This window comes from Croceicoccus hydrothermalis (assembly GCF_022378335.1).
GTDB lineage: Bacteria > Pseudomonadota > Alphaproteobacteria > Sphingomonadales > Sphingomonadaceae > Croceicoccus > Croceicoccus hydrothermalis.
This window is the reverse complement of sequence record NZ_JAIQCI010000013.1, coordinates 1-23,045: the sequence shown is the minus strand read 5'-3', so window position 1 is coordinate 23,045 and position 23,045 is coordinate 1. Positions and strand designations below refer to the sequence as shown.

Below are 23,045 nucleotides of genomic sequence, written 5' to 3'. Positions count from 1 at the left end.
TAAAACCGTCCTGTCCTCAGAGAGCTCCCTTAACCTTGCCGCAGCCAACCTACGGACGAGGTCTTTTGTGAACACGGCCTAATTTGGCAGGGGGTCCCTCTTCCCCGCGCCCCGTGTATTGCGCCGAGGAGTCCGTCTCCCGCTCCTGCGAAGACGTCTTTGCATCAGATTTCCTAACGACGGCGCCGGCAATCTTGCCGCGACCACGCTGTTGACACCGATCAGAACCAGCATCCCCGTGTCAATTGCTTCCGCATAAGCGTAACTCATGACATAGAGGCACAGAAGCAGCGGAGTACGCTCAAGTGCTGTTCCCGTTCGTTCGGGGCGCAAGAAGGCGAAATGAAAAGCGCGCCAGATCGTCGCCGCAAGATAGGCGATTGCAATGACTATCCCTACAATCCCGCCCTCTGCTGGCACACGGTGCACCTCGCCATGAACGTTCATGGCAAAGTCCGTGGCGCCGAAGACTTCGAATGCCCATGCGCGATAACCGGTGGCGCCTACACCGAGAAACGGATTGTCCTTGAAGAGCTGCCAAGCATTGCGATTGACGAATTCGCGGACCAGATCGCTGTAATCGCCGATGTTCTGAAAGGTCGAAAAATAGCGGTCCGAAACTGTCGTCACGTCGATCGGAGCCGCTTGAAATCGGTTTGCGAGATAGCCGTTGTCCCACCCCGTCGAGGCGGCAAGGAGAATTAGGAGTATTCCCCCCCCAAACAGAAATATCTTCGCCCGCCAGGTTAGGGTCGAAAAAGCCGCCGCTATGACGAACAGCAGAAAAGCTTTTCTTTCCGCACTTGCCGCAATCAGCCAGACAAGAACCGCCATGACTATCGGAAAAGGGACCCTTCGCCGGATTTCATCCTGAAGCGCGAAACATAGAAAGACAGTCAATGATATCACGGTCTTGGTATCAGATAGATATTTCCACGTTTGATATTTCCCGATCGACAGATGATAGATGATGAGATGCGCGAAGATCGCGACACTGACGATCGCAATGAGCTTTAGCGCGCGAAGCGCGTGTTCCTCACCAAGATGCCAGGAATAGAGATAAATGCCCGTCAATCCGCCCGCTACGATGCAAAATTGCGCGGTGCGATACATGCCTTCGCCTGTCGACACCAAAAAGGCACTGACGGTCGCGCTGGCAATATAGAGCAGCCCAAGAACGAACACCATATTCACACGGCCAATGGCATCGCGTCCAGCCCAAATACCTGTGGCCAGAACGAGCATCGATACAGTCTGAAGGATGGCGATCTTGTAAGCGAGTCCAATAAGCAAAAACAAAAACGCAGCGAGCAGAATTCCGAACAAGTTTCGGCTTTCCTTGCCGGACCTTATTCCAAACATAGAATGACGGTTGCGCGCCGACTGTGGGATTTGCTTTGCGCGACGACGAAAAATCGACTGCTTCATTAACCTGCGCTCTCGCTTTCCATTGATGGCGCATATGGAAAGCGTGTCGCTTTATTCAGCATCTGGCACTGTCCTTTATATGCTGCAGTCGGATATGAAATTCACGCACGCATCCGCCATATCAATGTTCGGTTTATCCGATGATGCTTAAGAAACCAACTGCCGACAGGGTACTTTGGCCTTTGCTCTCATGCTGCAGGTGCATATAGGCCCTGTAGCCATCGAAATCTTCTCTTGGGCGCACGATGCCAAATTAGATCAGGGGAAAAGCCGCTATGCGAACCGTCATGGTCACCGGAACTGCGGGTTTCATCGGCTTTCATCTCGCCAAGCTGCTTATTGCCGAAGGCTTTCGTGTCGTCGGTGTCGATTCCATGACCGATTATTATGACACCGCGCTTAAGCAGCGTCGCCATGCCATCTTGCGCGAAAGCAACGCCTTCAGCGCCGAGGAATTCGATGTCCTCGATTATCCGCGCTTGCGTAAATTCATGGACCAAGCAGCGCCTGAGGTTATCGTTCATCTCGCGGCGCAGGCCGGGGTGCGTTACAGCCTCGAAGAACCACGCGCCTATGTTGAAACAAACATTACCGGCACATTCAATGTCATGGAGTGCGCGCGCGAACTGGCGGTCGATCACTTGCTGATGGCTTCAACCTCTTCGGTTTACGGGGCCAACGAAGAAATGCCCTACGCCGAGACGCACAAGGCCGACACACCCATGACGATCTACGCCGCCACGAAGAAGGCGAACGAAGCCATGGCCCACAGCTATGCTCATCTGTGGAATCTGCCGACGACTATGTTCCGGTTTTTCACCGTCTACGGTCCTTACGGAAGGCCGGACATGGCGCTGTTCAAATTTACCAAGGGGATCAAGGACGGCACGCCTATCGACATCTACAATCATGGCGAGATGTGGCGCGATTTCACCTATGTTGAGGATCTGGTGCGGGGCATCCGCCTGTTGATCGACGTTCCGCCCAAACGTCCGGACAGCCGGCAGGATATTGCGCAAGGCGATAGCCTGTCCGCCGCTGCGCCATTCCGAATCGTCAATATTGGCAATGGCGATTCGGTCCGACTCGAGGATTTCATCGATGCGCTTGAACAGGCGATCGGCAAGCCGGCGGTGCGTAACTATATGGATATGCAAGCTGGAGATGTACCTGCGACCTGGGCTGATTCCTCGCTGCTTTTCGAGTTGACCGGCTATCGACCGCAGACCGACGTTCGCGAGGGAGTGCGTCGCTTCGTGGATTGGTATGAGGACTACTACTCCGAATAGTGCCGCACCTGCGCCATCCCCCTTCCCAATGTCCCTTAACCAGACATTACTTATTCGTCAGTTTGACCGCACACGGTCGCTCTGCTGAAAACAGACAATGGTCCGGTCTGCCATTTGGCGATCGGAAACAAACAAACATAAGGCTCGGCAATGAAAACGCACGGCTCTCTCCACTCGGAAACCAAAAAATGGTCGTCGTCCTTGTCCCGGATACGGGGCTTTTTTCTTCTGCTATTGTCGGGCGCGTTCGGAACGCTGCCTGCATCGCAGCAGGCATGGTCACAGTCCCGAGAGATTTCTTTAAAAGTACTCACTGTTTACGACGACAATCTGTTCCAACTAACTGACGATCAAAAAGACGCGGTAGATCCGTCGGATGAATTCAGTACGTTTGTCGGCGCAAATCTGGAATATAACACGCGAATATCGCTATTCGATATCACGGTGAATGGTGATATTGGCGGACGGTTTTACGCCAATAACAGCCAATTTAATTCGGAAGAATATCGTCTCGCTGGGCGGACCCAATATCTGGCGGAAAGTGGGTCGGCGCAGTTTGATGCCATGTTGAGCCGTCAAAACCTGAGTTTTAGCGATCCCTTGTTTCGTGGAACCAACATTCGCAGCCTAGAACGGTTCAGCGTTCGCGGCGACCGGCGAATTCTTTCAGATTTTCACGTAGCCGGTTCCGCGCGGGTGTCGTCGAGCTCCAGTCCAGGGTCGGACTTACGTGGGGTCAATAATACGATTTACGCTTATTCAGCTGGAATCGAATATGTCTCCCCGATCAAGAACCGTATCGGCGTGGGATACTCCCAATCGCGAAGTGAAGGCGATGGTCTTCGCACCGTCCTGATCGGCGGTGATCCGATTCTCTATTCGCCAGAGGCAAGCAGCGAAGGTGTCTATGCCGAAATCATATGGACGGCGCCGGTCACCTATTCGCTAAGCGGGCGGGTGGGGTATACTTGGCATGACGACCGTTCTCCGCGCGACATCGATTATCAAGGATTGACGTATAATGTCGCAGCCAGCTGGGCGCCATTACGTTCGCTCAACATCGCGGCCCGTGCGGTGCGGTCCTTTTCCAGCAATGACGAGTTGTTCTCGAATGGCGTGGTGCTCAACAGCTACTCGCTTGGAGTGAGCGGCACGGCCTATGGTCGACTGGGGTTCAATGCCGGCATCGAGCGGGCGGAACGCGAATTTCGCTTTCTGCCCCGCAATGGCCTCGAAGACAGCATGAATCGAACTGACAAGTTCTGGGTCCTTCAGGCCGGATTGAATTACGAATTGGGCTCCGGGATCAATGCTGCGCTTTCTGCAAGCAGGGTCTTGATCGACGACAGCACGATTGCGGATGATATTACCTCGAACGCGATTACGCTGACCTTGCTGAAAAGTTTTCAGTTTTAACTGTACGGTCAAAGCGTTCAGAGGGCTTGGAGTTAATAATGGAAACGGTTAGAGGTAGGACTTTGTTGCAATGCAGCATTGTGCTGCGCATGCAGAATGGCAGATTAGCTTGTGCCGGGTCCGAGGCTTTGCGTTGTGAATTTATGTTTAAGGGGTGAGATGACCGAGCGATCGCAGGCACCAGTCGCAGCCATCCTGACCTGCTACAACGAAGGGCCTTATATAGGCGAGGCGGTTCGCAGCATTCTCGACCAGAGCCGGGCCGACCTGATCCGGGAAATCGTCATCGCCGATGATGGTTCGCATGATGACACCCTGGCAACCTTGCGTGAAATCGAGCGATGGGACGACCGTATCCGCGTCCTTTACGGGTCCGGGGGCGCCGGGTTGCCCGGACAACGGTGTTGGGCAATTTCCGAAACCAGCTCGCCCTATATCGCCATCCTTGATGGCGACGACATATGGGTCAAACGCAAGCTGGAGTTGCAGGTGCCGATCTTGGACGAACGACCGGAGGTCGGAATGGTGTACGGTCGTTTCTTCACCTTCCCCGATTTCGACAAGGATCGAGCGCTGCTTGCCAACACGATCGACATTTCCAAAGCGGGCGACTTGCCGGTTACCTATTTTCTGAACGATCCGCCGATTATTCCGTCGACCACCCTGATACGACGGGACTGCTACGACGCGTCGGGCGGTTTCGATCCACAGGTCAAGGTTTTCGAGGATACGGATTTTTTCCTTCGTATCATAGCGGTTGCCCGTCTAGGCTTTGTCGACGAACCCCTGCTGTACAAGCGCAATCGCAACACCAGCATCACCGGCGGCCGCAAGGATCTGATGGCGCACCATGCCTTTGTCGCATTGCGTGCCGCGGCGAATGAGCCGGAACTTCTGCCCCTCGTGCCGCGGCGACTGGCTGAGCGAGCGCGCAAGCTTGGAAATCATCGATTTTTATTGAACGATCGGGAAGGTGCGCTTTTATGGCTGCGCTTTGCCGTCCGGCTTCACCCGTTCAACCGTCGCAGCTGGATGTCGCTCGTGGCCGTATCGGTTGCCCCCGGACTGGCATTGCGAATGCTGGGACGCGCGGGACGCGAACGCCAGTCGGCGTTGGGAGTAAACTAGCACATGCCTAGCACTGTCATCCTCGTCACATGCGAGTATCCCCCCTTTCCCGGCGGGATCGGTACCTACTCGGGCCGTCTTGCCGCTGTCTTGGCCGCGGACGGGCATCGCACGATCGTGATCTGTCCAAGATATGATGGTGGGCAGGATCTAGACGAGCCGACCGGCATCGAATATCACCGCGTTCTGAAGCATCATGGAATTCGCCCGATAGCGGCGGCGACATTGCTGCGCGTATTGCGCCGCGCGCCGCGCGATGCGGTCCTGATTGCGGCAGATATCCGAACCCTACTGCTCGTGCATTTGCTACAACCGCTGCATCGGCGTCCGTATCGCGTGATGGTTCATGGTAGCGAGGCGCACAAGTTCCGCGACGGGTCGCTTTTGTTTAAGCTGGTACGTCGTGCCTATCTGAGTGCGGACCAGGTTCTCTACAATTCAGAGGCGACCGGTGCGATCTTCCGCGCACAGGTGGGGCAACCCAAAAGCGACACTGTGACCTATCTCGGTGTTGACGATGCTTGGTTCGAGGATCCGCTCTCTTCCGCGTTCGAGCATGAGGCGCTTGCCGAAATACCGCCGGAAGCCAAGGTTTTCTGTTCGGTCGGAAGGCTCGAGCCGCGTAAGGGACAGATCGAAACGGTGCGCGCCCTCGCATTCGCGCGGGACCGTCTGAGCATGGACGATCCGGTCTATGTCGTGGTCGGCCGCGCGGAAGATCAGGCCTACGCCGACGCGATCATGGGCGAGGCGCGCAAATACAAGCTGCGCACGATTCTCACTGGCAAATTGTCTATGGACGATGTGAAGCGCGTCTATCGCCGTTCGACCGCGCATCTGCTCTTTGCGCGCCCACTGCCGGGAAAGGTGGAGGGTTTCGGTCTAGTCCTGCTGGAGGCGGCAGCGCAGAAATGCCCGTCCATCGCCGCGAAAACCGGCGGTATTCCGGAGGTCGTTGCCGATACCGGCTTGCTGGTCGAGCCGGATAATATTGAGGAACTCGCATCGGCAGTTCTGCGCATCACTCGCGAGCCGCAAGCCGAAGCGACGATGGGCGAAGCGGCCTGCAGGCGGGCGAAGGACTTTTCCTGGCGCAAATGCGCGGAACGGACGTTCCCAAGCCTATACGCGTAAAATTGAAGCGGGGGCGCGGTATTCCGCTTATTCCGACGCGTACAGAGCGTCCAGGGACAGTTTTTTCGTCCCTTCTTCGACAATGCGGCCATCGCGCAGCAGCACGACATGGTCGGCAACGTCGAGGAGGGCGGGCCTATGCGTAATTGCCAGAATGCTTGTTTCGTGCCTGATATCGGCTAGCGCCCTCACCACCTCAGCTTCGGTGACCGAGTCCAGCGCGCTGGTTGCTTCGTCAAGCACCAGCAATGCCGGCTTGCGTAGCAATGCGCGTGCGAGCGCGAGCCGCTGACGCTCGCCACCAGACAGCATCTGGCCGCGATCGCCCACCGCAGTATCGAGCCCGTGCGGCAGACGCCTGATCGTGGCGAGTATATGCGCTGTCTCCAGCGCCTCCTCCATTTCGGCATCGGTGGCATCGGGGCGAACCAGATGGAGGTTTTCGCGGATCGAACCATGAAACAGCACCGGATCTTGCGGCACCAGTGAGACATATTCACGCCATGCCCGGCGATTGTCATTGCCTAGCGTCACCCCGTCGATGGTAAGACTGCCGCTATCAGTTGAAAGGAGGCCCAGCGCCAGGTCCGCAATTGTGGTCTTGCCGCTACCCGTACGCCCGACCAGCGCGGTTAGCTTGCGAGCGGGAATGACAAGGGACACCCCGTCGAGGGCGGGCGCCTTCGCCCCGGCGTAGGTCAGCACCACGCCATCGAAACGCATTTCGTGGTGCAGGCGTGGCGCATCCACCACCGCCGAGACAGGCTCCTCCTCATCCATCGAGTATTGCGCGATCATCCCGTCCAGTCTTTCGAGACAGGGCGCATTGGATTCTATTTCGCGAAGAGCCGTCTGGATGGCTTGGGTGCGCCCACTTAATCGGAAGAACAGCAAGAGAATGATGAGCACTTCGGCCTGTGTCGTTTCCGCGACTACGAGCGATGTATAAACGAAAAGCGAAAGCCCGATAATCATGGCGGATTGCACGATCAGGTTCACCCGGCCCTGCAGACTTACATAGGCGCGCACGGTTTCTTCCTGCTCGATCATCAGATCGTCGAGTGTGCGGGCATAGCGCGGCTCGAGCGAAAACGCCTTATTCACCTTCAGAGAGGACAGGAAGTCCGAAACGGTGCGGGTTTGCCCCGTTCTGATGTCGAGCGACCGCTGCCCGCTGGCGCGCACCTTTTTGTGGAGCGGCACCTGCATCAAGAAGATCAACCCGGCCAAGGACAATGCCACCACGGTCAGGAACGGTGATATCAGGCATGCTACGGCCAGATAGATCGCCACAATGATCGCCGCTTTCGTAGCGGATAGCGAGGAATAAGCCAGCGCACTGAGGCGATCGACCTCGGCCGTCAGATTGTGATGCAAATCGGCCGTTCTTTGCGAGGCGAGTACGCTCCACCGGGTCTGGCTGATCGCCGTGAAAAGGGAAAACCGCGTTCGCCGTACAAAACGGGTGATAAGCGCGGAGGTGCGCAGATCCGAGCTTCGCTGTACGAGCACTCGCACGATCACCAGTGCGATCAATATCGCCAGCACCACGCCGATATGGATTTGTAACTCGCTGTTACCGGCGAAATCGGACACCTTTCCGGGGAGCGGGAGGGTCAGTAATGCAGCCCCCGGCTCCGCATAGGTGATGAGCGGGATCAGCAGGCCGATCGTGATATTCTCGGTCAGCGCCACGATCAGCGTCAATCCCAGCGTAAGGACAAGCCGCTTCGGTTCCGGGGCGGCCATACGCCGCAGAACACCAAGCCAGCCCGAGACGAACTTGCCTGGTCTCACTCCGCAGCCTCAAGCACCGATAGGACTTCGTGCAGCCGGTCGATGCCGAAAGGAACGGTCAGAATGGCGATTTCCACGTTGCGCGAAACGGCGCTGCATTGCTTTAAATGAAGCGCTTTGCGTTCGGCGCTGGTGAAGGCATCGCGATATTTGGCCATGTAGGTATGTTCGACCATCGCGCGGAACCCTGCAAAATCGTTCAGCCTTTCATACCCCGCCTCTTCGCCGCGACGCAGGACGCAGATTCGCCTTATTGTACTGGTTTGCGGCATGGCGGGCCTTGAAAGCCGGACGCGAAGTTTGGGGTAACCTTCGAAACTGACCGGCAGGATTTTCGCATCGGCAGGCGCGAACGCCTCGACTGCTGCGCTGCTCAGCTTGACGAGGGCATAACCGGGCTCCACCCAAGGAGTACCATCTGCCGCGATACGCACGGGGAGGATGTCGTCGGTAAACAAGGTTCCGACATTCGACGCGAACCACCCGCCGGTCGTCGACTTGCCCGCTCCGCTATCGCCGACAAAAACGGTCAGCCCGTCCTTCAGCAATACCGCATTGCCATGCAGTATGAGCATTCCGCGCCGATGCAAGTACGTCGCCAGAACCGGGCCGAGCAAAGGAAGGCTGAGATCGGGGTGACGAATGCCGATCACGGGTGAAATCGTGATGGTATCATCCGTGATATCGTATCGGCCAACGGCGCCGAAATCCATGCGCTTACCTAAAAATTCCGATCCGTCGGAACGCCGATTTTCGATCGCGGCTTGCAATTCCTCAGGATCGAGCTCGGGGCCGAGCCTAATGTAAAGATCCACATCGCCTTCAGGTGCGGGGTCGAGTTCGGCAAACGCGATATCCGATCTGATGCGCAACCCGAAGCATTGGTAGAAATACGCGTTTTGAATAGGGCGCCTCTGTGTAAGGCCTCTCTGCATATCCGTCATCGATCTCTTTCCTCAAGCCAGTGGCTTAGGATTGTCACGCGCCAAAGATAGAACAGATCGAGCGGGCCGATCTCGCCGGTCTGCAAGTCGTGCAGCAATCCGCGGGCATGACTTATGTTAACATAGTGCGAAACTCGCTCGGCGTCCTCGTTCAGCGCATGCGAAATTAATGCAACGGATTCCGCTCTGCGCAGGCTATCTTTGAAACGGAATACGTAATTATATTTATCCGGCCGCCATGCGACCTCTTCCGGGAGTATTCCCTTCATCGCGCGGCGCAGGAGAACCCGTGGCCAGCCGCGCGACCATTTCTCCTCCCCCGGCAGCGAAATTGCCAGCTCGATAAGATCCTTATCCCAAAATGGATAACGGAAAAGAAGCCCGCTCGGCGTACGGGTTTGATCCAGGCCTTCAAACGCCTCGACCTGCATCGGATTAAAGAGATTGGCGATATGGCTGCGCGCGGACAGGGGGAGCCTCACATCAGATGAGGGGGTACGCGCCGCGTCATACCGCTGCGAGAACGCAGCCGCGTCGGCCACGCGGGGGGACACATATTGCATCCATGACGATGCTACAGGTGCTTTTGGCGCGGGATTAAGCATCCGCACGAACCGCGCCGCCCTGCGCGCCATTGGCGAACTAGCAAGGAACAGATCTCTAAATACCCTCGCTCTCGGAAAACCTAGGACATCGGTGTCACCAATTTCGGACCAGAGGCGGCTCCATTGCTTCGCCTGTGCCAGCTCACGCAGGAAGGAAGAGCCTGACGACACGATTTCGTCACCGCCATGACCGCAAAGAATGACCTGAGCGGTTCCAGTTGCCGCCACACTGCGCGCCACATGTTGTGCAAGGGCATTGTTGGGTCCGTAAGGCGGCCGATCCAGCGCCCTGAGCCGCGTCGATAAATCGTCGAAGACATTGATATCATCAGCGTCTATAAGCACCGGATGCGAGAGGCCGTATTTGCGCCGGACCGCATCGGCGTAGGGGTCCTCTCCGTCGGGATCGTCTTTATAGAATGACGTATAAGTCGGGAGTTCCCGTCCGCCGCGAACTTCGCGCGCTGCAAGGCTGGTGATTGACGACGAATCCAGCCCCCCGCTCAGCAAAGCGCCTATTTCCCCGTTCGCGCGCATGCGGCGGCGAACCGCGATCGAGAGGCGTTCGGCGAACCGTTCGGGCGCGTCCTTCCCGCACGATCGCACGGTTGTGTCTAGGGTATAATAGCGGCGGACGATGATCTCGCGTCCACGTATCATTACGATGGATGCGGCCGGTACGCGCAGGATTTGTTTGAAGATCGTCTGTTCCGGTTCCGCCGCATGAATATTGGCGATGTAATCCACGATCAGATCTTCGCGCAGCGCACCCCGAAGATCGGGTTCGGCGGCCAAGATCGCCTTTATTTCGGACGCGAACACAAACGAGGAACTGGTGTTTGCGTAGTAGAGCGGTTCCACGCCGAAACGATCCCGCACCAGAACGAGGTTCGCCTCTACCCTGTCCCACAGGAAGATCGCGTATTCACCCTGGATATATTCGACAAAATCGGTCCCCCAGCGCAGATAGGCGCGATAGACCAGCACTTCATCGGATGGGGTCGCATCGAGACCAAGCGTTGTAGCCAGCACATCCGGATCGTCCAGCCGCCCGGACAGGCCGACGATTGCGCGATCCGCGATATGAAGACCGTCGAACGCCGCCGTGTGACCGAGTTGCGCAAGGATGCCCTTGTCAGCGTCGAGCATCCTGACCGCAGGCGTGCCGCGATAAGCGACTGCCGACACCATCCGACCTGCACGGCGCTGAAGCGCTTCAGCTCCATGCTCGCCGATGATTCCGGCAAGTCCGCTCATACGAATTCGGCGATCTGGCGAAAAGGAGCGATCTTGGCATCGGGACCACCGACCATGGTAATTCCTCGAACCGAAAGCCATGCATGGGCGCGAACCGTGTTGTCTTCGCCAAGACGAACGCCGACATGCAGAACGGATTGCCGGTCGAGAAGATTCATGAGTATTTTTCCAAGCGATGCTTGGGAAAGACAGGTTTCGCTCGGGGACAGGCGAATTGCGCGCCGAACCGCACGCTGAACGATCGTCACTTCTCGAGCGGTCGCCTGCGATTTGCCGGGGCCATTGGGCAAAAATCGGTGCACCATCTCAAACCGGCCCATGCGAACGGCCAGCCCGATCAGAAAGCCGCACGGGATGGCAAAGGCCAGCAACGTGACTTCATTGAGGAAAAGTCGGCGAAGGCGACTATTGGCTGTTTTCGACACGTCCGCTTACGATCAGCCCCGCCGTTTCCAGCCCTTCGATAAACCCGCGGACATCGCCTGCGATCTGGCTGCGTTCGGCGTCGTATTTGTTGGTGAGATCATCGACGATGCTTTCTTCGTCCGCGCCATCCTCGATCTTGCGCCAGATCTCGATGCCCATCTCGTTTAACCTGAAATAGGCATTCGACGAGAGGTCAAGGACCACGAGGGACGATTCAAGCTCCGCCGTGGTTACAGAGGAGTTTACAGTAAAACCATTCGACAAAGCAGTCTCCGCCTAGCCCGAGATTGGGCAAATGGCTCCGCCATGGCCAATGCACCATGGCGGAGCCGAAAGAATTACGACAAGGTCAGCTCGCCGTCGGGAGTGCCCACCGGGAAATCGAAGTCGAGAGTCGCGCCCGAGGAATTGCCCATCGTGAGCTCCTCGAAGGAGCCAATCATTTCCAAAACAGGCGAAACATACGTGCTTTTATCCGTCATAACAATCTCCATCGTGCTAGCCTCGGTACAACCCTTAGCAAGTGCAGCATTTGCGTTAACCATGTTAACAAATGGTTAATGCTTGGGGGTCCTTGTTTGGCGACGGCCATACGCGGTCCCAATCCCCCGTCAGGGCAGTGATTTTCGAGGTAATTTTAGTTTTGTTCGTCTGACCCCGGGTGGAGAAAACACAGGCGAGATACCTGCGCGCGGGGGCCGCATTCCGCCGCCGTAAAAAGCAAAGATTTCTCTTTTTATTTCCATGATATCGGGCGATATTCGCTCCTAAATGGGTGACAGGATCAACTATGGCTGTTGAAGTTCAGCAACGTGCATTGGTTACAGGCGGCGCCGGTTTTTTGGGATCGTTTCTGTGTGAACGCTTGATTGAAGACGGCCGAGATGTCGTCTGTGTCGATAATTTTTTCACGGGCCGGAAGCAAAATATTGCCCATCTGATGAGCAATCCGAACTTCGAAGTGCTCAGACATGACGTTACGATCCCGCTTTATCTCGAAGTCGATGAAATCTACAATCTGGCGTGTCCGGCAAGCCCTGTTCACTATCAATATGATCCGGTATCGACGACAAAGACGAGCGTCCATGGTGCCATCAATATGCTTGGCCTTGCCAAACGTACCAAGGCGCGAATTTTCCAGGCTTCGACATCTGAAGTGTATGGTGACCCGCTCGTGCATCCTCAGCGCGAAGATTATTGGGGGCACGTCAACCCGATCGGACCGCGTTCGTGTTACGACGAAGGCAAGCGTTGTGCCGAAACACTGTTTTTCGATTACTGGCGCCAGTTCCAGTTGAAGATCAAGGTCGCGCGAATCTTCAATACCTATGGTCCGCGAATGCGCCCCGACGACGGGCGCGTGGTTTCGAATTTTATTGTGCAGGCATTAATGGGTCAGCCCATCACTATCTACGGGGATGGAACGCAAACTCGCTCTTTCTGTTATGTCGATGATCTGATCGATGGGTTTATCGCCATGATGCACAGCCCCGCGGATATGACCGGACCGGTAAATATTGGAAACCCGAACGAATTCACGATTGGCGAACTCGCCGAACTGGTCATCGAATTGACGAATTCGCGATCGGAGATCGTGCATAAGGCTTTACCCGTGAACGATCCGAAGCAACGTCAGCCCGACATTTCGCTGGCGAAAGACGCGCTTAATTGGGAGCCAAAAGTCAAGCTTCGCGAAGGCCTCGTCAAGACGATCGCATATTTCGATGGCTTCTTGCGCGAAAAGGGCGCGATCGGTGAGGACAGCGCGGCAAATCTGACCTCAAAACGCGATGAGCGCGTATCATGAGAACGGTTCTGGTGATCGGCGGTGCCGGTTACGTCGGCTCACATTGTTGCAAGGCTTTCGCTGCCGCAGGCTGGCGCGTAGTCTGTTTCGATAATCTTTCACGCGGCTGGCGCGACGCAGTGAAATGGGGCCCGTTGATTGAGGGGGATCTGCTGAACCGGAGCGAGATTAGCGCCGCGGTTCGGGATACGCGGCCCGATCTTATCGCCCATTTTGCCGCATTCGCCTATGTCGGCGAATCCGTTGCTAGCCCTGAAATCTATTATCGGAACAATTGCGTCGGTACGATCAACATGCTCGATGCGATGCTGGAGTACGAGGTAAAGCCGCTACTGTTTTCGAGCACGTGCGCGTCCTACGGTATTCCGCAGCATCTGCCGATCGACGAAAACCATCCACAGGTTCCCATCAATCCCTATGGCGAATCGAAGCTCATGGCAGAAAAGATGCTCCGCGATTATGGCGCGGCACATGGGCTGCGCACCGTGGCATTGCGCTATTTCAACGCCGCGGGGGCCGATGCGGACGGAGAGATTGGCGAACGGCATGAGCCGGAAACACACGCCATTCCCCTCACGATCGAGGCCGCCATCGATCCGGATGCTACGTTTACGGTCATGGGCACCGATTTCGATACGCGCGACGGGAGCGCTGTTCGCGATTACATCCATGTCACGGATCTGGCCTCGGCGCATGTCGCGGCGGGCGCGTTCGCACTTGCCAACGAAGGAAGCCATATTTTCAATTTGGGCACGGGCGTCGGCACAACCGTACTGGAACTGCTTGCCGCGGTCGAACGCATAGCGGGACGTCGCCCTTCGGTGGAGATGGGCGGCCGACGTGCGGGCGATCCGGCGGCTCTGGTCGCATCATATGAAAAGGCGCAGCGGGTATTGGGCTGGCAACCGCAATGCTCCGACATCGATACGATTGTCGATACCGCTTTGGCCTGGAGGCGAAGCAGGGCGGGCGCGTAGTGGAAGTTGGCGATATCGATCATATCTTAACAATGTTAATGGTGGCCGACCGAGGTGCGGATCATTCCGACCACAATTGTACGAAGGGTTTGCCAACCATTGGATCATGCGTGGCTCGACGAGCGCCGGTGAGCCGCCTGAAGACGAAGCGCATGATATACGCGGCGGTTGACGTGGGAGCAGTCTGGAGCATTTCGAACAGCAATTGGCTCGACAATCTGTACATCCGGCTACGCAACGCGCGAAGAAGCATCCATTTGAGCATTTGAAATCGCCCCCGGCGGGCAATCGCGACAAGGGCGGGATGACGGTCGACCGTTTCCTTTATGCACAAGTCCCGCGAACGCAGCATCTGTTGAAAATCACTGGACATTCCCTCGGGCATTTCGCGGTAGCCGACCAGATGTTCCTTCACCACCGCGAAGTTGTAATGTTCGGCAATTGCCAGATACAGCTTGTTGTCTTCGCAGCCTTGGGCGTTACGCGCGCGCAGGGTTTCGTCATAACCGCCAGCATGCTCGATCGCGGCACGTGTTACGAGGGGCGAACTCGCGTGCCCTACGATGTTGTGGACGCATAATTCCGCGAGAACGTTTCCCTCCGCCGTGTGACGGGATTCGAACTCGATAATTCGACCTTGGCGATCGATCTTGGCGAACCAGGTGTAAACGAGCCCGATGTTCGGGAACGCCTTCAAGACATCCAACTGGCGCTCCAGCTTGGCAGGGTGCCAAAGATCGTCGGCGTCAATGGGCGCAATCAGATCCGCCGTGCTTACGCTGATCGCCGTGTTGCGGGCCTTGGCAACGCCGCCATTGGCCTGTTGAATAACCCGCACACGCGGGTCCGACGCGGCATGCTCCCGTGCAATATTGAATGTATTATCTGTCGACCCATCGTCGACCACGATCACCTCGATAAGGCTGTATGTCTGCGCAAGAACGCTGTTCAGCGTATCGGTTAACGTGTCTGCGCTGTTATAAGCTGGAATGATGACCGAGATGAGGCGTTCAGAACGATGATCGTCGGCATTGGGCTGTGAGGGGGGCAGTGGGCTCATGCCGGCTGCCATTTACAAGGGGGTAGAGCCTCAACCACTGGAACGAGCGCCCGGTTCGCGCATAGCAAATTGCTCTTTTCCCCCTCGCAGCTGCTCTTGTCTGGCCTTTCCCCGTTATCGATATGTTGCATAGCGAGGTTCTGCCGAAAGGAACCGTTTGCGCTCTTATTCCTCAAGCGCATTTGTCGTCCAGCGTCGTGGTGGCGATAATTTGCCCACATCCTCGGTCGAGCCGGTAATGTTCAAGGGGTAAGCATGCCAATGGTAGTCATAAGCGTATTCCCAGCCAGCGGGAAATATCCCGACGCTGACGAAATAGCGGCCCGCGGCGAGATCGACACGGTCGAGTTCGAGGCGGACCACGCCCTTCTTGCCCGTATCATTTAAAATGGCCTCGTCGGCCTCTGTATTTACGTCGAGGCATTTGATTTCCTCTGCCGTTGCGATCGTGACGCTGACGATCGGTTCCGAAATGCCTCCTTCGGTGAAACAGACTTCGATGGAAAGGGGCGCGCCCGTTTCGATTGCATCGACGATAGCTTCCGAACGGTCCCGCAGGCTTACCGCATCGATTTTCTTCTCGAGCGAACCAAATCGATTTTCATGCGCGCGTAACACGATGCCCCCCGTGCTAATCTCATCGGGCATTTCGGAATATGTCCGCTCTCGGGTTTGCTGCGCCATGGCCGCGCGATACTCACCGCTCAGGACATCAGGCGGGCCGTGCGCAACGACTTCTCCCTTTCGCAACCAAAGGGCGTCGGTGCAAAGTTTCTCAACTTGGGAAAGATCGTGCGTGATCAAAATGATGGCCGATCCTTCGTCGCGATGGCGGCGAATACGGTCAAGGCATTTGGCCTGAAACGCAAGGTCGCCCACCGACAGGACCTCGTCGATCAGCAAGACGCCGGGATCGGTATGGATCGCAACCGAAAAGCCGAGGCGCAGACGCATGCCCGCGCTGTAGGTGCGCACAGGGCTGTCGATGAAATCTTCCAGTTCGGCAAAGGCAATTATTTCATCCATGCGCGCGGCGATCTGTCTGCGGGTCAGCCCGGCAATTACGCCGCCGATTAGCACGTTGTCGCGCCCACTAAGTTCCTGATGCATGCCAGCATTCAGCTCGAGAAGGCCGCTTATGCTTCCCGTGGTCACGACCGAACCTGTATCGGCCCGCATGACGCCGCCAACGATCCGCAGCATCGTCGATTTGCCGCTGCCGTTATGACCGATGATCCCGAGCATCTCTCCCGGCTTCACCTGAAAACTGACGTCGCGGACCGCCCAGAAATGATCGGAAACCTTCGCAGCACGAAAGCCGCGCCGCATGGCTTCCCTGATCGAACTGGCGCGCGGACCGTCATAGCGCGCGAAACGCTTGCCCAGATCGCGAACTTCGACCGAGCCGCTCATCAAAGCTCCTCTAGGAAACGATAGCGCGCACGGCTGAATATCCGGACGCCGAACACGAGGAACAGGCAGGACCCCGCCGTGATGATGCCAAGTGCGGTCCAATTCGGCCAAATGCCGTACATAACGATATCGCGATAGGACGAAATGACCCACGTCATCGGATTAAACCGAAACATGACGTGAAAATCCGGCGGCACGTTTTGCAAGGAAAAAAAGATCGGCGTGACGTAATATCCCAGTTGCAAGATGATCGGCAGAATCTGCTCCACATCGCGCAGGCCGACATTGAGGGCCGCGATGATGTACGCAACCGAGAGGATGAAAAGAAACTGCGCGATGATCACGACCGGCAGAGCGATCAGCACAAAAGTTGGCGTCGCGCCGTCAATCCAGGAGAGCGCGAGAAGAAGCGGGAATGCGATCGCGAGATTGAGCAGTGCAGATAATACCGATATCACCGGTAGCGCCGCGACAGGAAAGCCGGGTTGCGCGACGAGTCCCTGATTGGCCGATATGCTGGTGACCGAAGCGATAAGAGCCTGTTGCGTCCAGTTCCACACGATAATCCCTGTAAACGCATAAGATGCGTAGCGGGGAATATCGAGATTAATGACACGCTGAAACAGAAAATAGAAAATCAGCAAGAACATGATTGGGCTGGCAAGTGACCAAAGTATGCCGACTTTCGTATGCTTGTAACGACCGCGAAAGTCCCTGCTGACCAAAAGCAAGACAACGTCTTTCCAATGGTTAAGGCGCATCTTCAAGTCAGGAGATATGCCCCCCATTATGTATGACCTTCGTGTAGGGTAAAAGAGATCTTCTACGCCAAGCAATCCACACCAAATGGCTGCGTTTCTAAACGTAAGCGAAAAGTGCGGATGATCAAGTTTGTTCGCTGCATGAGAGCACTCCAAGGCTGCTTACCGCCACCCCTCTCAGTAGGTTCACTGCTCTGGCAAAAGGACCCGCCCGGCCTTGCTTGCTGTATCCAGCATGCCCCCCTATGGATTGCATGTGCCTTCATTGTCAGGACAGATTTGATGCAACGCTCTCCGGCACATTCCGATCCATCGGCAATACAAAGTTGCCAATCCATCGAACCATTTGCCGACATCTTTCGCTCACCGATCGACAAGGCGTCGCCAATTGTGGCGGGGCGACCGGCTCTGGTCATTTTCGAAGCAGACGGTCTGCCGGCCGGTCAACAATGGCTGAAGCCAGGCGAGCAAGCTGACCCATCCGAGGAGATTGCCGCGCGTATCGAGGCACGGCGCGAGCGACCGATTCGCGCGTCCGCCGGCTATTCGACAAGCGTGGTGATCTGCACCCGAGACCGCCCAGAAGAATTGCGTCGGTGTCTGGCAAGCTTTGCCGATCAAAGCTGGACACCCGACGAATTGATCGTAGTTGACAACGCCTCTCGCGATCAACGGACCCGGGACGTCGTATTGTCCGCCGGGGCAACCTATATCCGTGAGGACCGACCCGGGCTCGACTTTGCGCGCAACAGCGGGGCGCGCGCGGCGCACGGCGATATTGTGCTTTATACCGATGACGATACCGAACTTCACGAACGGTGGGTCGAGAGCACGATCGCCGCGTTCGATGCACCCGACATCATGGCCGTGACGGGCCTTGTTCTGCCCGCCCGTCTCGATACCGAAGCGCAATGGATATTCGAAACCGAATGGAGTTTCGGGCGCGGGTTCGACCGTATCGATTATGGCTACGATTTTTTTTCTCAGAATGGCAGATATGGTTGCCCTGCGTGGATCGTCGGTGCCGGCGCGAACATGGCCTTTCGCCGGATCATATTCGACCGTGTCGGCTATTTCGACGAGAGGCTAGATGTCGGACAGGCGGGTTGTTCGGGCGACTCCGAGTTTTGGTACCGTATACTCGCCGCAGGTTATATCTGCCGCTACGAACCGTTGGCGGTGATGTTTCATCATCATCGTCTGGAGATGTCGGGATTGGCCAGTCAGATCTATCACTATATGCGCGGGCATACAGCGGCGCTTATGGTTCAATATCAACGAACGGGGGAGACCGGTAACCTACGGCGCGCGTTTGTTCTGCTTCCTAAATACTATCTGGGCCTTCTCGCTAACCGTCTGAAGAATGGCTTGACCAACAAAAACCGCTTCCTTGCCGAGCAGATCAAGGGTGCGGCCGCTGGAATATGGTTCTTCATTCGGAACAGGCAAATGCCCGCGCCGCCCGCGGAGTCATCCGATATTCCCCGACGGTGAACCGAACGGCAGGGTGAGCCCTGCATCCGCGGTCACTCCATTTTCCAGAAACGGCGCACCCACGACCGAACCGGACTTCCTGCGCATTTTCTGTCGAAAGAACTTCGCACCAAGTTTGGCGCGCCTCGCCACCATGCGTAACGGGCGCGATTCGGCGCGGCGTTCGTGGATCAAGGTCATGCAGTTCTGCCAGTTCAGGGCATCGAGCTCACGCCAAAGCATCCATTCGAGATAATGGCGCCGCCCCCACTCCAGTTCGAGGCGCGAGTTGGGATGGCGCACGGCCATTTCCCCGCGCACGATCGCATCCGAACGCAACATTTGGGAAACGTCGCCAGACATTGCCGCAGCCGTGGACCGATAACCTACGAGGTAGTCCGGTATGACGGCAAAATGGCTGCGTTCGGCAAGCAAAAGGTAAAGTTTCCAATCTTCGCACCCTTGCGCCTTTCGAGCACGAAGTGACGGATCGAAGCCGCCGACGCCCTGTACCAGATCTTTGCGCATCAATGCAGAACTGCCATTGCCGACGAAATTTCCATAGAATAGCTGCGGCAAAACATCGCCGGCGTGGGAGGGCGAATTGGCCCGTGAGATGACGCTGCTTTCCTCGTCAATGACCGCGCTCCAGCAATAAACGAGGCCCGTATATGGACCCGCGGAATGCATGGCGCGCAATTGACGTTCGATCTTACGCGGGCGCCACAAATCATCCGCATCGACCGGTGCGATGAACTCTCCTTTTGCCAGTTCGATACCGTGGTTACGCGCCGCCGCGACCCCGCCGTTTTCCTGCGTGACCACACGTATCCTCGGGTCAATAGCAGCCTGCCTTTCCGCCACGTCGCGGGTATTGTCCTTCGAGCCATCATCGACGACGATAATCTCGAGGTTTCTGTGGCTTTGCTCGCGAATGCTCAGAAGCGTCTCATCAAGTGTCGCAGCGGCATTGTAAGATGGTACGACCACGCTGACGAGATCATCGGTTGAGTGGAACGGTTCGATAAGGCACCTGTCAATCTTGTCGCGCTCCGGAATGCAGCGCCTCGGTAGTGCGGGGTTACGGCTGTTCAGTGCACGGTTAAATCATTTTGTAAAACCTTGCACATGCTCCGCATCTATTCCGATACGCCCACATCGATGAGGGCGGATCTGTCTGTTCCCTCTGAACCGTGACAGCTCCGCCTTTGAAAACCGAAGGGAAGCACGCATGCGACAAAGTCCGATAGGATCGTGGCGCGTGCAAGATAGTTAGCCGCGCGAGACCATTGCGCGATAACGTTGGACCGCTTTGGACAAAGCCAACTTTGAAACACAATTTTCGCGAACTTGTGGCATTGCCTGTGCCGATTTGCGAAAACCCGTAACAATCGGGCAGAAAAGGAAAGACTATGCGGCGCACCATGACCACGACCCCTATCGAAGGGCAGCGTCCGGGAACGTCCGGGCTGCGGAAAAAGGTAACGGTCTTCCAGCAGCCTTCCTATGCAGAGAACTTTCTTCAGTCCGTGTTCGACGTGGTCAAGCCGAGCAGCGACGCCACGCTCGTGATCGGTGGGGACGGTCGCTTTCACAACCGGACCGTGATTCAACAAGCCATGCGAATGGCCGCCGGGAACGGATATGGCCGTGTCCTGGTCGGGCGCGGAGGTATTCTTTCCACCCCCGCAACGAGCCACATCATTCGTAAATATGGCGCTTCGGGCGGCCTCGTTCTCTCGGCGAGCCACAATCCCGGCGGTCCGCAGGGGGACTTCGGAATCAAGTATAATATCGCGAACGGCGGCCCCGCCCCGGAAGCGGTGACCGAAGCCATTTACGCTCGTACGGTTGAAATCGATCGTTGGTACATCGTCGATGCACCGGATATCGATCTCGATACTTTGGGAGCGAATCAGATCGGCGATATGCGCATCGAGATCATCGACCCGGTGGCCGATTATGCCGATTTAATGGAGGAATTATTCGACTTCGATGCCATCCGGGCCGCAGTTGCCGGTGGTCTCAGCATGAGCTTCGATGCGATGGGGGCTGTGACCGGACCCTATGCGACCGAAATTTTAGAAAACCGTCTGGGTTTCACCAAGGGGACGGTTCGCAATGGCACACCGCTCGAGGATTTCGGCGGACATCATCCCGACCCCAATCCCGTTCATGCGCACGAGTTGTATGATCTTATGATGAGCCCGACTGCGCCTGATTTCGGCGCGGCGTCCGATGGCGATGGCGATCGCAATCTTATCATCGGACGCGGCCGGTTCGTAACCCCGTCGGATTCTCTCGCCATGCTGGCGGCCAATGCGCATCTGGCTCCTGCCTATAAAAAGGGATTGCAGGGTATCGCCCGTTCGATGCCCACTAGCGCCGCCGCGGATCGCGTGGCCAATGCGCTGGACGTACCGTGCTATGAAACCCCCACGGGATGGAAGTTTTTTGGCAACCTGCTCGATGCCGGTTTCGTGACGATCTGCGGCGAGGAAAGCGCCGGCACGGGGTCCGACCACGTACGTGAGAAGGATGGGCTGTGGGCCGTGTTGCTATGGCTCAATATCCTTGCGGAGCGGCGCATTTCCGTCAATGCGCTGGCTCTCGATCACTGGAAAAATTATGGTCGGAACTATTATGCCCGGCACGATTACGAAGGCCTTGAGGGACCGGCAGCAAATGCGCTGATGGCGGAGCTAGAAAACAGCCTTCCCACGCTCGCCGGCAAAAGCTTCGGTCCGCTTACGGTGAGAGCGGCGGACAATTTCGCCTATAGCGATCCGGTCGACGGCTATAAAACCCCAGAGCAGGGCGTGCGCATCTTTTTCAAGGATGAATCGCGCGCCGTATTCCGCCTGTCCGGCACGGGAACGGAAGGGGCGACGCTAAGGATGTATCTCGAACGCTATGAGCCCGCCGAGGGCCGCTTGGACGAAGACACTACATATATGTTGGGCGAATTGACGGAAGCAGCAAAGACAATTGCCGCAATAGAGAAACACACCAAACGCACATCTCCAGATGTCGTGACATGATGCTATCAGCTAGGCCGTGAACCCATTAACGGGACGATGCCTGAGCCTTCATAAGCTGTTGCACCGCCCAGATGGCAATCGGGACTGCCAGAATCACGAAGACGATAATTCGCGTGTTCCATTGCTCCCCGCTGAAGAATGCGATCAGGGCGGTGGCAAAGAAGAACAGCGTCCAAGACATCCACGGTTTCATAGCAGCCATCTTATCATTCCTTCCCTCTCGGAGCGAAAACTGAGTCAGCGTCGGCATGAGCCGATATGATCTGACTGACTTCGAATGGCGTGTAATCGAACCGCTGCTGCCCAATAAGCCACGAGGCGTTCCGCGGTCGATGATCGCCGCGTGCTGAACGGCATCTTTTGGGTACTACGATCAGGTGCGCCGTGGCGCGATCTACCGGAGCGCTATGGCCCACGCACTACCTGCTACAACCGCTTTGTCCGCTGGCGAAAGGCGGGCGTCTGGGGTCGGATGATGGACGCCATCACCTCTGCGTATGATGGTGACATCCAAATGATCGATAGCACTTCTATCCGGGCGCACCAACAGGCTGCGACGGCAAAAAGGGGGATCGAGATCATTGTCTCGGTCGCTCCCGAGGCGGGCTCACGACCAAAATCCATGCTGTCGTCGACGCGCAAAGGCTCCCGATCCAGCTCTGCCTGACTGCTGGGCAGGCGCATGACGGGCAAGTTGCCGACGAACTGCTCAACCATCTCGGGCCGCGCATGATCGTGCTTGCCGACAAGGCCTACGACGCCGACCGCATCCGCACGCTGATCGAGGAACAGGGTGCCACGCCCAACATCTCCGCCAAATCCAATAGAAAGTTGAAGCCGTGTTTCAGCAAACGGCTCTATCGCGAGCGCAACCTGATCGAACGGTTCTTCTCCAAGCTCAAACACTTCCGCCGCGTTGCTACCCGCTACGATGAGCCAGCCGGTAACTTCCTCGCCATGGTCCAACTCGCCTCAATCCGGCTATGGCTCCGCGCTTATGAGTCTACGACCTAGGCTCAGGACCTATTAAAGGGATTCTCCTGACAGTCTGATGCTTATTCATTGGCGGCGCTCAGGAGGCGTTGCCAT

Annotated in this window: 20 protein-coding genes and 1 pseudogene; 9 read left to right on the top strand and 12 right to left on the bottom strand. The window is 56.7% G+C overall.

Annotation, left to right across the window (positions count from 1 at the left end; genetic code table 11):
* Positions 1-78 precede the first annotated feature (78 nt).
* Entirely contained in the window at positions 79-1,428 is a 1,350-nt protein-coding gene (locus tag K4G67_RS09385; RefSeq protein ID WP_239806122.1) for an O-antigen ligase family protein, read from the bottom strand.
* Positions 1,429-1,703: 275 nt separating this feature from the next.
* On the opposite strand from K4G67_RS09385, the gene K4G67_RS09380 reads away from it, so the two are divergent.
* The 4 genes from K4G67_RS09380 (at position 1,704) to K4G67_RS09365 (ending at position 6,395) form a co-directional block, all read left to right on the top strand.
* The gene (locus tag K4G67_RS09380) at positions 1,704-2,717 is read left to right on the top strand and encodes an SDR family NAD(P)-dependent oxidoreductase (RefSeq protein ID WP_239806121.1); all 1,014 of its coding nucleotides are present in this window, start codon (positions 1,704-1,706) and stop codon (positions 2,715-2,717) included.
* Positions 2,718-2,867: 150 nt separating this feature from the next.
* Positions 2,868-4,133: an outer membrane beta-barrel protein gene (locus K4G67_RS09375; protein ID WP_239806120.1), complete on the top strand. Its 1,266-nt coding sequence runs from the start codon at positions 2,868-2,870 to the stop codon at positions 4,131-4,133.
* A 159-nt stretch (positions 4,134-4,292) separates the two neighbouring features.
* Positions 4,293-5,261, top strand: coding sequence for a glycosyltransferase family 2 protein (locus K4G67_RS09370; RefSeq protein ID WP_239806119.1), 969 nt, complete (start codon positions 4,293-4,295; stop codon positions 5,259-5,261).
* A 3-nt stretch (positions 5,262-5,264) separates the two neighbouring features.
* Complete coding sequence (locus K4G67_RS09365; protein ID WP_239806118.1) at positions 5,265-6,395, top strand: glycosyltransferase family 4 protein; 1,131 nt, start codon at positions 5,265-5,267, stop codon at positions 6,393-6,395.
* Between the two features lie 27 nt (positions 6,396-6,422).
* Here the strand turns inward: K4G67_RS09365 and K4G67_RS17665 are convergent, their stop codons facing one another.
* From K4G67_RS17665 to K4G67_RS09335, 6 genes are all read right to left on the bottom strand, one after another.
* Positions 6,423-8,192 (bottom strand): ABC transporter ATP-binding protein, encoded by a 1,770-nt coding sequence (locus K4G67_RS17665; protein ID WP_239806117.1) that lies wholly within the window; start codon positions 8,190-8,192, stop codon positions 6,423-6,425.
* Positions 8,189-9,064, bottom strand: a complete 876-nt coding sequence (locus K4G67_RS09355) for a hypothetical protein (RefSeq protein ID WP_239806116.1) — start codon at positions 9,062-9,064, stop codon at positions 8,189-8,191. Before K4G67_RS09355 ends, K4G67_RS17665 begins: the two co-directional genes overlap by 4 nt.
* A 68-nt stretch (positions 9,065-9,132) precedes the next feature.
* The gene (locus tag K4G67_RS09350; protein WP_239806115.1) at positions 9,133-10,998 is read right to left on the bottom strand and encodes an asparagine synthetase B family protein; all 1,866 of its coding nucleotides are present in this window, start codon (positions 10,996-10,998) and stop codon (positions 9,133-9,135) included.
* On the bottom strand, positions 10,995-11,369 hold the full coding sequence (locus K4G67_RS09345; protein WP_239806114.1) for a lasso peptide biosynthesis B2 protein: 375 nt from the start codon (positions 11,367-11,369) through the stop codon (positions 10,995-10,997). Before K4G67_RS09345 ends, K4G67_RS09350 begins: the two co-directional genes overlap by 4 nt.
* A gap of 34 nt (positions 11,370-11,403) precedes the next feature.
* Positions 11,404-11,628: a PqqD family protein gene (locus tag K4G67_RS17545; protein ID WP_338026416.1), complete on the bottom strand. Its 225-nt coding sequence runs from the start codon at positions 11,626-11,628 to the stop codon at positions 11,404-11,406.
* 134 nt (positions 11,629-11,762) lie between these two features.
* Positions 11,763-11,906, bottom strand: coding sequence for a lasso RiPP family leader peptide-containing protein (locus K4G67_RS09335; protein ID WP_239806112.1), 144 nt, complete (start codon positions 11,904-11,906; stop codon positions 11,763-11,765).
* 308 nt (positions 11,907-12,214) lie between these two features.
* Between K4G67_RS09335 and K4G67_RS09330 the strand changes: the two genes are divergently transcribed.
* Positions 12,215-13,231, top strand: coding sequence for a UDP-glucuronic acid decarboxylase family protein (locus K4G67_RS09330; RefSeq protein WP_239806111.1), 1,017 nt, complete (start codon positions 12,215-12,217; stop codon positions 13,229-13,231).
* A complete protein-coding gene (gene galE, locus K4G67_RS09325) occupies positions 13,228-14,208 on the top strand; it encodes a UDP-glucose 4-epimerase GalE (protein WP_239806110.1) in 981 nt (326 codons plus the stop codon). The genes K4G67_RS09330 and galE overlap by 4 nt, the downstream gene beginning before the upstream one ends.
* A gap of 61 nt (positions 14,209-14,269) precedes the next feature.
* Here the strand turns inward: galE and K4G67_RS09320 are convergent, their stop codons facing one another.
* From K4G67_RS09320 to K4G67_RS09310, 3 genes are all read right to left on the bottom strand, one after another.
* The gene (locus tag K4G67_RS09320) at positions 14,270-15,268 is read right to left on the bottom strand and encodes a glycosyltransferase family 2 protein (RefSeq protein ID WP_239806109.1); all 999 of its coding nucleotides are present in this window, start codon (positions 15,266-15,268) and stop codon (positions 14,270-14,272) included.
* A 165-nt stretch (positions 15,269-15,433) separates the two neighbouring features.
* Positions 15,434-16,597 (bottom strand): ABC transporter ATP-binding protein, encoded by a 1,164-nt coding sequence (locus K4G67_RS09315; RefSeq protein ID WP_275588814.1) that lies wholly within the window; start codon positions 16,595-16,597, stop codon positions 15,434-15,436.
* 83 nt (positions 16,598-16,680) lie between these two features.
* Positions 16,681-17,442: an ABC transporter permease gene (locus tag K4G67_RS09310; RefSeq protein ID WP_239806123.1), complete on the bottom strand. Its 762-nt coding sequence runs from the start codon at positions 17,440-17,442 to the stop codon at positions 16,681-16,683.
* 282 nt (positions 17,443-17,724) lie between these two features.
* Here K4G67_RS09310 and K4G67_RS09305 point away from each other — a divergent pair, with 282 nt between their 5' ends.
* Positions 17,725-18,936, top strand: coding sequence for a glycosyltransferase family 2 protein (locus tag K4G67_RS09305; protein ID WP_239806107.1), 1,212 nt, complete (start codon positions 17,725-17,727; stop codon positions 18,934-18,936).
* Here K4G67_RS09305 and K4G67_RS09300 read toward each other — a convergent pair.
* On the bottom strand, positions 18,913-19,905 hold the full coding sequence (locus K4G67_RS09300) for a glycosyltransferase family 2 protein (protein ID WP_239806106.1): 993 nt from the start codon (positions 19,903-19,905) through the stop codon (positions 18,913-18,915). The two genes, K4G67_RS09305 and K4G67_RS09300, sit on opposite strands and share 24 nt — an antisense overlap.
* A 422-nt stretch (positions 19,906-20,327) precedes the next feature.
* Between K4G67_RS09300 and K4G67_RS09295 the strand changes: the two genes are divergently transcribed.
* Positions 20,328-21,956, top strand: coding sequence for an alpha-D-glucose phosphate-specific phosphoglucomutase (locus K4G67_RS09295; RefSeq protein ID WP_239806105.1), 1,629 nt, complete (start codon positions 20,328-20,330; stop codon positions 21,954-21,956).
* A gap of 25 nt (positions 21,957-21,981) precedes the next feature.
* Here K4G67_RS09295 and K4G67_RS09290 read toward each other — a convergent pair whose 3' ends face one another.
* The gene (locus tag K4G67_RS09290) at positions 21,982-22,158 is read right to left on the bottom strand and encodes a hypothetical protein (RefSeq protein ID WP_239806104.1); all 177 of its coding nucleotides are present in this window, start codon (positions 22,156-22,158) and stop codon (positions 21,982-21,984) included.
* A 46-nt stretch (positions 22,159-22,204) separates the two neighbouring features.
* Here K4G67_RS09290 and K4G67_RS09285 point away from each other — a divergent pair.
* Positions 22,205-22,970 (top strand): annotated as a pseudogene (locus K4G67_RS09285) (IS5 family transposase).
* Positions 22,971-23,045 lie beyond the last annotated feature (75 nt).

Bases quoted from the DNA above. Each gene is read 5' to 3' on its own strand.
- K4G67_RS09320 (WP_239806109.1), bottom strand. From the start codon at position 15,268: ATGAGCCCACTGCCCCCCTCACAGCCCAATGCCGACGATCATCGTTCT.
- K4G67_RS09380 (WP_239806121.1), top strand. From the start codon at position 1,704: ATGCGAACCGTCATGGTCACCGGAACTGCGGGTTTCATCGGCTTTCAT.
- K4G67_RS09350 (WP_239806115.1), bottom strand. From the start codon at position 10,998: ATGAGCGGACTTGCCGGAATCATCGGCGAGCATGGAGCTGAAGCGCTT.
- K4G67_RS09330 (WP_239806111.1), top strand. From the start codon at position 12,215: ATGGCTGTTGAAGTTCAGCAACGTGCATTGGTTACAGGCGGCGCCGGT.
- K4G67_RS09305 (WP_239806107.1), top strand. From the start codon at position 17,725: ATGCAACGCTCTCCGGCACATTCCGATCCATCGGCAATACAAAGTTGC.
- K4G67_RS09375 (WP_239806120.1), top strand. From the start codon at position 2,868: ATGAAAACGCACGGCTCTCTCCACTCGGAAACCAAAAAATGGTCGTCG.
- K4G67_RS09385 (WP_239806122.1), bottom strand. From the start codon at position 1,428: ATGAAGCAGTCGATTTTTCGTCGTCGCGCAAAGCAAATCCCACAGTCG.
- galE (WP_239806110.1), top strand. From the start codon at position 13,228: ATGAGAACGGTTCTGGTGATCGGCGGTGCCGGTTACGTCGGCTCACAT.
- K4G67_RS09310 (WP_239806123.1), bottom strand. From the start codon at position 17,442: ATGCGCCTTAACCATTGGAAAGACGTTGTCTTGCTTTTGGTCAGCAGG.
- K4G67_RS09365 (WP_239806118.1), top strand. From the start codon at position 5,265: ATGCCTAGCACTGTCATCCTCGTCACATGCGAGTATCCCCCCTTTCCC.
- K4G67_RS09315 (WP_275588814.1), bottom strand. From the start codon at position 16,597: ATGCGGCGCGGCTTTCGTGCTGCGAAGGTTTCCGATCATTTCTGGGCG.
- K4G67_RS09370 (WP_239806119.1), top strand. From the start codon at position 4,293: ATGACCGAGCGATCGCAGGCACCAGTCGCAGCCATCCTGACCTGCTAC.
- K4G67_RS09335 (WP_239806112.1), bottom strand. From the start codon at position 11,906: ATGACGGATAAAAGCACGTATGTTTCGCCTGTTTTGGAAATGATTGGC.
- K4G67_RS09295 (WP_239806105.1), top strand. From the start codon at position 20,328: ATGCGGCGCACCATGACCACGACCCCTATCGAAGGGCAGCGTCCGGGA.
- K4G67_RS09290 (WP_239806104.1), bottom strand. From the start codon at position 22,158: ATGGCTGCTATGAAACCGTGGATGTCTTGGACGCTGTTCTTCTTTGCC.